Origin of the sequence: Achromobacter sp., from assembly GCF_036567245.1 — a bacterium.
GTDB lineage: Bacteria > Pseudomonadota > Gammaproteobacteria > Burkholderiales > Burkholderiaceae_B > Achromobacter.
Genome location: NZ_DATCUY010000419.1, coordinates 1 through 10,873, shown reverse-complemented (window position 1 = coordinate 10,873; position 10,873 = coordinate 1). Strand labels below are relative to the sequence as shown.

General features: G+C 65.0%; 13 protein-coding genes. 7 read left to right on the top strand and 6 right to left on the bottom strand.

What is annotated here, in order from left to right:
• Together VIR09_RS17955 and VIR09_RS17950 are read right to left on the bottom strand one after the other, a co-directional pair.
• Positions 1 to 168: uL14 family ribosomal protein (locus VIR09_RS17955; RefSeq protein ID WP_332014098.1), on the bottom strand; the 168-nt coding region annotated here is incomplete at its 3' end.
• Between the two features lie 354 nt (positions 169 to 522).
• The gene (locus VIR09_RS17950; RefSeq protein ID WP_332014096.1) at positions 523 to 1,275 is read right to left on the bottom strand and encodes an aspartyl/asparaginyl beta-hydroxylase domain-containing protein; all 753 of its coding nucleotides are present in this window, start codon (positions 1,273 to 1,275) and stop codon (positions 523 to 525) included.
• A gap of 193 nt (positions 1,276 to 1,468) precedes the next feature.
• Here VIR09_RS17950 and VIR09_RS17945 point away from each other — a divergent pair, with 193 nt between their 5' ends.
• On the top strand, positions 1,469 to 2,896 hold the full coding sequence (locus VIR09_RS17945; RefSeq protein WP_013397008.1) for an NAD-dependent succinate-semialdehyde dehydrogenase: 1,428 nt from the start codon (positions 1,469 to 1,471) through the stop codon (positions 2,894 to 2,896).
• Between the two features lie 98 nt (positions 2,897 to 2,994).
• Here the strand turns inward: VIR09_RS17945 and VIR09_RS17940 are convergent, their stop codons facing one another.
• Positions 2,995 to 3,954 (bottom strand): helix-turn-helix domain-containing protein, encoded by a 960-nt coding sequence (locus VIR09_RS17940; protein ID WP_332014094.1) that lies wholly within the window; start codon positions 3,952 to 3,954, stop codon positions 2,995 to 2,997.
• A 168-nt stretch (positions 3,955 to 4,122) separates the two neighbouring features.
• Here VIR09_RS17940 and VIR09_RS17935 point away from each other — a divergent pair, with 168 nt between their 5' ends.
• Genes VIR09_RS17935 through VIR09_RS17910 form a run of 6 tightly spaced genes read left to right on the top strand, consistent with a single transcriptional unit; the run spans position 4,123 to position 9,822 of the window.
• The gene (locus VIR09_RS17935) at positions 4,123 to 5,019 is read left to right on the top strand and encodes an alpha/beta fold hydrolase (protein WP_332014093.1); all 897 of its coding nucleotides are present in this window, start codon (positions 4,123 to 4,125) and stop codon (positions 5,017 to 5,019) included.
• A gap of 12 nt (positions 5,020 to 5,031) precedes the next feature.
• On the top strand, positions 5,032 to 6,204 hold the full coding sequence (locus tag VIR09_RS17930) for a substrate-binding domain-containing protein (RefSeq protein ID WP_332014092.1): 1,173 nt from the start codon (positions 5,032 to 5,034) through the stop codon (positions 6,202 to 6,204).
• A 15-nt stretch (positions 6,205 to 6,219) separates the two neighbouring features.
• A complete protein-coding gene (locus tag VIR09_RS17925) occupies positions 6,220 to 6,990 on the top strand; it encodes an ABC transporter ATP-binding protein (protein ID WP_332014091.1) in 771 nt (256 codons plus the stop codon).
• Positions 6,987 to 7,736 carry an ABC transporter ATP-binding protein gene (locus VIR09_RS17920; protein ID WP_332014090.1) on the top strand — a complete coding sequence of 250 codons (750 nt, stop codon included), beginning with the start codon at positions 6,987 to 6,989 and terminating at the stop codon, positions 7,734 to 7,736. The genes VIR09_RS17925 and VIR09_RS17920 overlap by 4 nt, the downstream gene beginning before the upstream one ends.
• Positions 7,733 to 8,743 (top strand): branched-chain amino acid ABC transporter permease, encoded by a 1,011-nt coding sequence (locus VIR09_RS17915; RefSeq protein ID WP_332014089.1) that lies wholly within the window; start codon positions 7,733 to 7,735, stop codon positions 8,741 to 8,743. The genes VIR09_RS17920 and VIR09_RS17915 overlap by 4 nt, the downstream gene beginning before the upstream one ends.
• Before the next feature lie 11 nt (positions 8,744 to 8,754).
• Positions 8,755 to 9,822, top strand: coding sequence for a branched-chain amino acid ABC transporter permease (locus tag VIR09_RS17910; RefSeq protein ID WP_332014088.1), 1,068 nt, complete (start codon positions 8,755 to 8,757; stop codon positions 9,820 to 9,822).
• 12 nt (positions 9,823 to 9,834) lie between these two features.
• Here VIR09_RS17910 and VIR09_RS17905 read toward each other — a convergent pair whose 3' ends face one another.
• The 3 genes from VIR09_RS17905 to rpmC form a co-directional block, all read right to left on the bottom strand.
• Complete coding sequence (locus VIR09_RS17905; RefSeq protein ID WP_332014087.1) at positions 9,835 to 10,338, bottom strand: hypothetical protein; 504 nt, start codon at positions 10,336 to 10,338, stop codon at positions 9,835 to 9,837.
• A 111-nt stretch (positions 10,339 to 10,449) separates the two neighbouring features.
• Positions 10,450 to 10,731, bottom strand: a complete 282-nt coding sequence (gene rpsQ / locus VIR09_RS17900) for a 30S ribosomal protein S17 (protein WP_006216549.1) — start codon at positions 10,729 to 10,731, stop codon at positions 10,450 to 10,452.
• Positions 10,732 to 10,733: 2 nt separating this feature from the next.
• A partial coding sequence (gene rpmC / locus VIR09_RS17895; protein ID WP_332014097.1) for a 50S ribosomal protein L29 occupies positions 10,734 to 10,873 on the bottom strand: 140 nt, incomplete at its 5' end.

Genomic DNA, 10,873 nt, shown 5'->3' with positions numbered 1-10,873 from the left:
TTCGCCTTTCTTGACGCGTCCGCGCGGAGCCGCATCTTTGACGCTCACCTTGATGATGTCGCCGATACCGGCATAACGGCGCTTGGAGCCACCGAGCACCTTAATGCACATGACATGACGCGCACCAGTGTTATCGGCCACATCCAGCGTGGTCTGCATTTGGATCATGATTTTTCCTGTTCCAACTTAACTGGAAATACGGTTTTCCCAACAAGGGAACACTGCAATTCCTGCCAGTTTTGGTCCCGTCAGGTCTGCCGCCCTGCTTTTGTGTTGGCATGTCTCGAGCTTTCGCTCTGCTCACGCAACTGGTTGGCAACGCAACGACCCTGGGTTGAAATCCTGCGGGTATTCCCCCAACACGTCGGGCTAACCTGCATAGGCGCGGGCCAACTCGATCGACAATCTGGGAAAGCTGATAATTCTAACGTGGTTAGTTTTTGAGCGCAAGCACTTTGTGCGGATAACCCACAAAAGCTGCGCGCCCGCCCTTCAAGGGAGTGAATCGGTCCTATCCGCCCCCTATTTCTGGCGGTAGTAGCCCTTCTCCCAGGCGTCGTGATTGGCCTTGCCGCGGCGGATCTCGTCCGTGAACGGCGCGGCCATCAGCACCAGGCGGTTCAGCCATTTTACCGGAGCGCGGCAGGGCCGCTCGAAGTCCACGAAGAGCACGGCGCGCAGGCCGGCAGTGTCGTTGTGGACCTGGTGCGGGTAAAGGTCGTCGAACACCACCGCCCGGCCTTCACGCCAGCTATAGCGCTCGCCCCCGACCTCGATCCAGCACCGCTCGGCCGGTTCCGGCACCACCAGCCCCAGATGCAGGCGCAGCACGCCGTTGTACGGGCCCGTGTGCAGGGGAATGCGCTTGCCGGCCTCCAGGATGGAGAAGAATGCCGTGCGGATGCCCGGGATCCCCTGCAGCGCCCGGGCGGTGGCGGGGCACCGGGCCAGGTTGCGGTCGGAGCGCAGGCCGTAACCCATGAAGACGAAGGTCTTCCATTGATCGTCCGAGGTGATCTGCCCCACGTCGGGCGAGATTTCATGGAAAGCGGGCAGGTGCTGGCGTTCGGAGAGCAGGCCCGCCAATTCGGCGCGGATGGCGGGCGCCTGGGTCTCGAGCGCGGCTACCCAGGGAAACTGGCCATTGTCGAAAATGGGATGGTCGCCTACCAGCGAGGCCTGGGCGATGCGGTTGCGCAACCAGTCTATGAAGCGGAAAAAAACGCGCGAGTAGAAACTGGGCTTGCCGGGCGGACGCGCATCGACGGGTTGCACAATAAGTAGCCGGATGGACAGCCAAAGATGCACCATTTTGTCCATGCCCGGGCGGACGCGCAAGAGTTGCCGGTCACATATTGGCTCCAATGCGCGGCCAGGCATTGGCCCTCCCCGCCGCGCACAAGCTGGTTTAGACTGGCGTGGGCGACAGTGATCGCTATCCACTCCTATTTCGCAAGGGAAGACAGGCATGTATGAACAGTTGGCGCTGTATATCGACGGCGAATTCGTCGCCGGAGAGGGCAGGCGCACCCAGGACGTCATCAACCCGGCCACGCTGGAAGTTCTCGGCCAGCTGCCCCACGCCACCGAAGCGGATCTGGATCGTGCGCTAGCCGCCGCCCAGCGCGCGTTCGAGTCGTGGAAGAAATCCTCGCCCATGGACCGCTCGGCCATCCTGCGCAAGGTCGCGACGCTGTCGCGCGAACGCGCCAAGGAAATTGGCCGCAACATGACGCTGGACCAGGGCAAGCCGCTGGCCGAAGCCGTGGGCGAAGTCACCTCCTGCGCCGAGCACGCCGACTGGCATGCCGAGGAATGCCGCCGCATCTACGGCCGCGTGGTCCCGCCGCGCAATCCCGACGTACGCCAGTTCGTGGTGCGCGAACCCATCGGCGTCTGCGCCGCGTTCACGCCCTGGAACTTCCCGTACAACCAGGCCATCCGCAAGATCGCCGCGGCGCTCGGCGCCGGCTGCACGGTGGTGCTCAAGGGTCCTGAGGATTCGCCCAGCGCCGTCATGGCGATCGCCCGCATGTTCCACGACGCCGGCCTGCCCAAGGGCTGCCTGAACATCGTCTGGGGCGAGCCCGCCAAGATTTCGGACTACCTGATCCGTTCGCCCATCGTGCGCAAGGTGTCGTTCACCGGCTCCGTGCCGGTGGGCAAGCAGCTGGCCGCATTGGCCGGCGCCCATATGAAGCGCGTCACCATGGAACTGGGCGGCCACTCGCCCGTGCTGGTGTTCGACGACGCCGATATCGACCGCGCCGCCACCATGCTGGCCAAGTTCAAGGTCCGCAACGCTGGCCAGGTGTGCGTGTCGCCGACCCGCTTCTATGTCCAGAACGGCGCCTACGAACAGTTCCTTGCGCGCTTCTCCGAAGTGCTGAAGAACATCAAGGTCGGCGACGGCCTGGAAGAAGGCACCGACATGGGCCCGCTGGCGCACGAGCGCCGCGTCCCCGCCATGAGCGCCTTCATCGACGACGCCAAGAAGCATGGCGGCAAGGTGGTGGTCGGCGGCGGCCCGCTGGACCGCAAGGGCTTCTTCTTCGCCCCCACGGTCGTGACCGACCTGCCCGACAACTCCATGCTGATGACCGAAGAGCCCTTCGGCCCGGTCGCGCCGGTGGTCCGCTTCACGGATACCGATGAAGTGCTGCGCCGCGCCAACAGCCTGCCCTTCGGCCTGTCGTCCTACGTGTTCACGAACTCGCTGCAGACGGCCACCAAGGTCTCCAACGGCCTGGAAGCCGGCATGGTCAACATCAACCATTTCGGCAGCGCGCTGGCCGAGACGCCCTTCGGCGGCATCAAGGACAGCGGCATCGGCAGCGAAGGCGGCCTGGAAACGTTCGACGGCTACCTGGTCACGAAGTTCATCACGCACATCTGACCCTGGCAGCAACACAAAGCCCCGCAGCAACCCTGCGGGGCTTTTTCTTGTCTCGCGCCTGAACGCCTGGCGGCGGCGCCCCCGGCAGAGGGAGCCGGTCAGGAACTCGCCCGCAGATCGCGCGGCGTCACGCCGAAGCGGCGCTTGAACAAGCGGCTGAAATGCGACGGGTGCGAGAAGCCTACCTGGTAGGCCAGCTCGGCGATGCTGCGGTGGCTGTGCAGCGGATTCAGCAGCAGTTCGCGGCACTTGTCGAGCCGCTGCTCGAAAATGAAGGATTCCACCGACAGGCCGCCTGCGCGCAGGATGCGATGCAGGTAAGCCACGGACAAGCCACAGCCCTGCGCCACCTGCTGCGGCGACAGCGCCGGATCCGCCAGATGCTGGCGGATATAGGCCAGCGCGCGCTGGCGGTGCGCCAGCGTGACGCTGCTGTCCGACTCCGATGCATGCCCCTGACCTGACTGCACCAGGAACAGCACGATCAGGTCGATCAGGCGCTCGCCGAGTTCCGCGGCTTCAACGTCCGACCAGCCCTCCACGCCCTTGAACAGGTGGTCCATGTAGCTGGCCAGCAAGGCGCCGCGCGGCGAGCCGTCATCGACGCGCAGCTTGTAGAAGGCGCCGATGCGGGAATCGCGCTGCAGCAATGCGCTGCGTGGAAACGATACGCTCAGGCTGCGGTAACCCGACGCGCCCTGCGCCGTGGCCTGGTAAGGCAGGCTCTGGTTCATCAGGTAGACGCAGCCGGGTTCAACCTGGAATTCCCGCCCCTGCTGCTGCACGGCCAGGGGTCCTGCCAGCGGCAGGCCGAAGGTATAGAACTCCTGGTCCAGGCGCGACACGTTGCCAGTGGTGCGTTCCAGCTTCTGCCCCTGGTAATGCAGGTCGTTGAACTGCAGGCTGCCCCGGCGCGCGTAGCGCACATGTCCGGCGAAACTGTCGGGTTTGCCGCGATGCACCTCGAACGGACCGAACGCGTGCGACAACGCCGCGCGCCATTCGTCGCGCCGGTCAGCGCTGGCGCTGGCCGAAATGGCGAATTCCGTATCGGACATGGCTCGGTCTCCTTGGACGCCGGCGCCGCGGCCGGGCGCTCGTGATCCTGCGTCTACATATTCTTGACTCACCCTGCTGCGGGGCGTCCGGCGCCTTGAAGGCGCGCTTGGCGCAAGTCTATATTCAGCCCGATAAGCACACAACCTGGACAACCCGGGAGGAGACCCATGGCACCAGCGCCCACAGCGGCCGGCCGCCACGCGCCGGCTTCGCGCTATCTGCGCTGCGCAGGCCGCGAGCTGCACTGCACCGAATGGGGCGCCGCCGACGCGCCCCCCGTCATCATGTGGCATGGTCTGGCCCGCACCGGCCGCGACTTCGACGACCTGGCCCAGGCACTGGCGGACGACTACCGCATCATCTGCCCGGATGCGATCGGCCGCGGCCTGTCGCAATGGAGCCCCGACCCGGTTGCCGAGTACCAACTGGATTTCTATGCCAAGCTGGCCCGCGCCCTGGTGGACGAACTGTCGCTGGCGCGCGTGCGCTGGGTGGGAACGTCCATGGGCGGCGCGACCGGCATGCACGCCGCCGCCACCACCTTGCGCGACCGGATCTCGCACCTGGTCGTCAACGACATCGGCCCCGAGCTGCCGCAAACCGCCATCGACCGCATCGTGGCCTACGTCGGCACGCCGCCGGCCTTCGACACGGTCACGGAACTGGAGGCCTGGCTGCGCGTCGCCTACAAGCCCTACGGCTGGCAAAGCGACGAGCAATGGCGCCGGATGGCCGAAACCTCGGTGCGCCGCCTGCCGGACGGCCGCATCACTCTGCATTACGACCCCGCCATCGTCGGCCAGTTCAGCAACCACCCGGCCGACTACGACCGCTGGAGCGGCTACGACTCGCTGCGCATGCCGCTGCTGCTGCTGCGCGGCGCCGATTCGGACCTGCTGCTGCCCGAGGTCGCCGACGCCATGACCCGCCGCGGGCCGCGCGCGCAGCGCATCGACTTCCCCGATTGCGGCCATGCCCCTGCCCTGAACGTCGCCCCCCAGATAGACGCCATCCGACTATTCCTTGCCACGCCGGACCACACGGCGGATCACCGCCCCCAATAACAGGAGATTCCCATGAAACGCGTCCTGCTCGCCGCGCTCGCCGGCCTCTGCATGAATTCCGCGATAGCGGCAAAAGACTTCGTTGTCGCCCACGTCTACGACAAGACCGGTCCCCTGGAAGCCTATGCCAAGCAGACACAGAACGGCCTGATGCTGGGGCTGGAATATGCGACGCAAGGCACCATGACGGTCGCCGGCCGCAAGATCCGCGTCATTGAAAAGGACAACCAGGGCAAGCCCGACGTGGCGCGCGCCCAACTGGCGTCGGCCTATGCCGATGACAACGCCGACATCGCCGTGGGCCCCACCTCGTCCGGCGTCGCGCTGGCCATGCTGCCGATCGCCGAGGAATACGAGAAGATCCTGCTGGTCGAACCCGCCGTGGCGGATTCGATCACCGGCGACAAGTGGAACAAGTACATCTTCCGCACCGGCCGCAACTCGTCGCAGGACGCCATCGCCAACGCGGTCGCCTTCGACCAGGCCGGCACCTCGATCGCCATGCTGGCGCAGGACTATGCCTTCGGCCGCGACGGCGTGAAGGCGTTCAAGGGCGCATTGAAGAATGCCAAGATCGTGCACGAGGAATACCTGCCCGCAAACGCCACCGACTTCACCGCCGGCGCGCAGCGCCTGTTCGATGCCCTGAAAGACAAGTCGGGCCGCAAGATCATCTTCATCCTGTGGGCCGGCGCGGGCAATCCGTTCAAGATCGCCGACCTGGATCCCAAACGCTTCGGCATCGAGATCGCCACGGGCGGCAACACGCTGGCCGCCATGACGCCGCTGAAATCGCTGGCCGGCATGGAAGGCGCCACCTATTACTACTACGGCATCCCCAAGAATCCGATCAACGACTGGCTGGTCGCGGAACACCAGAAGCGCTACGGCCAGCCGCCGGACTTCTTCACCGCGGGCGGCATGGCGTCGGGCATCGCAATCGCCACCGCGCTGGCCAAGACCAAGGGCGACTCCGATACCGACACGCTGATCAAGGCCATGGAAGGCATGAGCTTCGATACGCCCAAGGGCAAGATGACCTTCCGTCCCGAGGACCATCAGGCCATGCAGTCCATGTACCACTTCCGCATCAAGAACGATCCGTCGGTGCCGTGGGCCGTGCAGGACCTGGTCAAGGAAATCACGCCGGACCAGATGTCGGTGCCGATCCAGAACAAACGCTGAGCCCGCTGCCCACCCATGCTGGAAACCCAATCGCTCACGATCCGTTTCGGTGGACACGTGGCCGTCAACGAGGTCAGCTGCAACTATGCGCCTGGCACTCTGACCGCCATAGTCGGCCCGAACGGCGCGGGCAAGACCACCTACTTCAACCTGATCTCCGGCCAGTTGCGCGCCAGCGCCGGGACGGTGCGCCTGAACGGGCGCGACCTGACCCCGCTGGCCGCGCCCGCGCGCATGCATGCGGGGCTGGGCCGCGCCTTTCAGCTGACCCAACTGTTCCCGCGCCTGAGCGTGCATGAGAACGTGCGTCTGGCCCTGCAGTCGCGCCAGCAAGGCATGGGCTGGCGGCAGATCCGTTTCTGGCGCACCTGGAGCGACGACCGCGGTCTGATCGAACGCGCCGACGCCCTGCTCGAACGCACCCGCCTGTCCGCGCGCCGCGATCAGTCGGCCGCCGACCTGCCGCATGGCGACCAGCGCAAGCTGGAAATCGCCATGCTGATCGCCCTGGAACCGCAGGTTTTCATGTTCGACGAACCGACGGCCGGCATGAGCGTGGACGACGTGCCCGTGGTGCTGGAGTTGATCCGCGAAATCAAGAGCGATCCGACCAAAACGATACTGCTGGTGGAGCACAAAATGGACGTGGTGCGCGAATTGGCGGACCGCATCGTGGTGCTGCACAACGGCCAGCTGATGGCCGATGGCGACCCTGCTACCGTGATCGCCTCGCCCATCGTGCAGCAGGCCTACCTGGGTGTCAGCCCGGCGGAGAAGGCAGCATGACGCAAGCGCTGCTGGAATTGAAGGACGTGCACACGCACATCGGCGCGTACCACATCCTGCATGGCGTGGATCTGGCGGTTCCGCCCGCGGCCGTGACCATGCTGCTGGGCCGCAACGGCGCCGGCAAGACCACCACGCTGCGCACCATCATGGGATTGTGGCGCGCGTCGCAAGGCCAGGTGAGCTTCGACGGCGCGCCCGTCGGCGGCCCTGGCACGCGCACCACGCCGCCCGACATGGCGCGCATGGGCATGGCTTACGTGCCGGAGAACATGGGCATCTTCGCTGACCTGTCGGTGAAGGAGAACATCCTGTTGGCGGCACGTCAGGCACGCAACGCCAGCCAACTGGACACCGCGAGGCTGGAGTGGATCTTCGGATTCTTTCCTGCGCTGAAAAAGTTCTGGCTGCATCCCGCCGGCAAGCTGTCGGGCGGACAGAAGCAGATGCTGGCGGTCGCGCGCGCGATCATCGAGCCGCGCCGGCTGCTGCTGGTGGATGAGCCCAGCAAAGGCCTGGCGCCAGCCATCATCCAGAACATGATCGACGCCTTCATCGAATTGAAGCAGGCGTCCACCACCATCCTGCTGGTCGAGCAGAACTTCAACTTCGCACGCCTGGTTGGCGATCATGTCGCCGTGATGGACAACGGCCGCGTGGTCCACGCCGGCGGCATGGCCGAGCTGGCCGCGGACGACGAACTACAGACGCGCCTGCTGGGCCTGTCACTGGGAAGCCACCAATGAGCACGCTCGAAATCGATACCCCGCTGCCGCGCGTGCGCGCGGACCTGCGCCCTGTCCTGCTGGTGTTGGCCCTGGCCGCGCTGGCCCTGCCCCTGGTGGGTTCGTTTTCCACCTGGGTCACGCTGACGCTGGCGGGGCTGGCCATGGGCATGATCATCTTCATCGTGGCCTCGGGCATGACGCTGGTGTTCGGCCTGATGGACGTGCTGAACTTCGGTCATGGCCTGTTCATCGCCATCGGCGCCTATATGGCGGCCACCGTGCTGGGTTCGATGGCCGACTGGACGCAGTCCGGCAGCCTGTGGATCAATCTGGGCGCCGTACTGCCGGCCATGATCGTCAGCATGCTGGTCGCGGGCGCCGTGGGCCTGGCGTTCGAACGCGTCATCGTGCGTCCCGTCTATGGCCAGCATCTGAAGCAGATCCTGATCACCATGGGCGGCATGATCATCGGCGAAGAGATCATCAAGATGCTGTGGGGGCCGCAGACGATTTCCCTGCCGCTGCCTGAGGCGCTGCGCGGGGCGTTCCTGCTGGGCGACGCCGCCATCGAGAAGTTCCGCATCGTCGCCCTGCTGACGGGATTGCTGGTGCTGGGCGGCATGCTGTGGCTGCTCAACCGCACCAAGCTGGGCCTCTTGATCCGCGCCGGCGTCGAGGACCGCGAAATGGTGGAAAGCCTGGGCTACCGCATCCGCCATCTGTTCGTGGGTGTGTTCGTCGCCGGGTCCATGCTGGCGGGACTGGGCGGCGTGCTGTGGGGCATGTACCAGCAATCGATCGTGCCGCAGCTGGGCGCGCAGGTGAACGTGCTGATCTTCATCGTCATCATGATAGGCGGCCTGGGCTCCACCGTGGGCTGCCTGATCGGCGCGCTGCTGGTCGGGCTGATGGCCAACTACACCGGCTTCCTGCTGCCCAAGGCTGCCCTGTTCTCGAACATCGCGCTGATGGTCGCCATCTTGCTATGGCGTCCGCAGGGCGTGTATCCGGTCACGAATCGCTAGGAACTGCCGACATGTCCGTACGCCTGCTTTCCGGCGATCCCCCGCGCAGCACGCTGCTGGCCTTGGCGTTGATCGCCATCGTGGCCCTGCTTGCCGCCGCGCCCTTTCTCTTTCCCGGTCCGAAGTCGCTGGCGGTCGCCGCCAAGATCCTGGTGTTCGTGATCTTGGTCGCCAGCTATGACCTGCTGCTGGGATACACCGGTATCGTCAGCTTCGCGCACACTATGTTCTTCGGTATCGGCGCTTATGGCGTGGCGATCGCGAGCATACGCATGGAGCCGGGCTGGACCGCGGTGTTCGCGGGCCTGGGCGGCGGACTGGTGGTATCGCTCGCGTTCGCCCTGCTGATCGGCCTGGCCAGCCTGCGCGTACGCGCCATCTTCTACGCCATGATCACGCTGGCGGTAGCCGCCGCGTTCCAAACGTTGGTGTCGCAGTTGTCCGACCTGACGGGCGGCGAGGACGGCCTGAATTTCAAAGTGCCGCAGATGCTGCGGCCGGCCTTCCGGCCCTTCACCGAACAGATCTTCGGCGTGACAGTGGACGGCCGCATCATCACCTACTACCTCATCGCCGCAGTCAGCGTGGTGCTGTTCCTGCTGTTGCTGCGCATCGTGAATTCGCCGTTCGGCCGCGTGCTGCAAGCCATCCGCGAAAACCCGTTCCGTGCGGAGGCCATCGGCTACCGCACCGTGCTCTACCGCAGCCTGTCCAACCTGTTGGCCGCGGCCTTCGCCACGCTGGCGGGCGCCATGTACGCGCTCTGGCTGCGCTACAACGGCCCGGATACCTCGTTATCGTTCGAGATCATGCTCAACATCCTGCTGATGCTGGTGATAGGCGGCATGGGCACCATGTACGGCGCGGTGGTAGGCGCCAGCCTGTTCGTGTTCGCGCAAAGCTATCTGCAGGACGGCCTGCACGTGATCCACGGCGCGGTGTCGGGCGTGGCCCCCTTGGCGCTGTTGTTCGAACCAGACCGGTGGCTGCTGTGGCTGGGGATCCTGTTCGTAGTGTCGGTGTACTACTTCCCCACGGGAATAGCGGGGCGGCTGCGGGAACTGGCCAGGCGCCGCTGAAGCCCGCCGTCGTCAACGCCCGCGTTGACTCAGCGCATCCGCGTCGCGCCGCAAACCGTCAACTCGCCGCTGCATTTCGTCCAGGCTGCGGCGCGTGTCCAGGGAACCCCGGTTCAGCTGCGAGCCGGATGGGGTCGGCGCCAGGCTCGGCATCGTCATGTTTGCGCCAGGATTCAGAGGGATCATCGCGGGTGGATGCGGGTCTGCCGCAGGTTTGTCGCTGAGCAGCTTTTCCAGCACTCGCATCTGCTCCCTGCGTTCCCCTATGGCACGTTCCTGGTCCATCAACGCTTGCTCGTTCGCATCCTCTGTACCGAAGATCGCCGCATGATCACGCGACAAGCCGTCCAGGCGCACCCGCACCTCAGGACCGGCATCGAGCAAGGCCCGGCCCAACGCCGCGGGATCCTGCGCCGGCGGTGACTCTTGCCGCGTTTGCGCGGCGACCGGAGGCGCCGCCATCCAGGCGCACGCCAGCAACAATCCAAGCCGGGCAGCGTTCATGAAACCGCGCATTGTCCTGATCCTTGGGTGCGAAACAAAAAAACCGGGCAAAAAAAACGGCAAGGGTTTTATCCCTTGCCGTCTTATATCAGAACGGCGGACCGTTCCGATGTACTGCTTTACTTAGATGATACGTGCGGCTTCAACCAGACGCACCACACGCCACGACTTCGAGCGCGAGATGGGACGGCCTTCAGCGATTTCAACCGTATCGCCTTCGTTGTACTGGTTCGATTCATCGTGCGCCTTGTACTTCGCGGAACGCATGATGATCTTGCCGAAGATGGGGTGCTTGACGCGGCGCTCAACGAGCACGACGACAGTCTTGTCCATCTTGTTGCTGACGACCTTGCCAACCAGCGTGCGCTGGCGCTTGGCCACTTGGGTGTTTTGAGTTTCGCTCATCTTTATTTCCCTGCCTTCTCGGTCAGCAAGGTACGAACGCGCGCAATGTCGCGACGCACGTTGCGCAGCTGGCTGGTGTTGGCCAGTTGCTGCGTGGCCTTCTGCATACGCAGACCGAATTGTGCCTTCAGCAGGCTTTCGA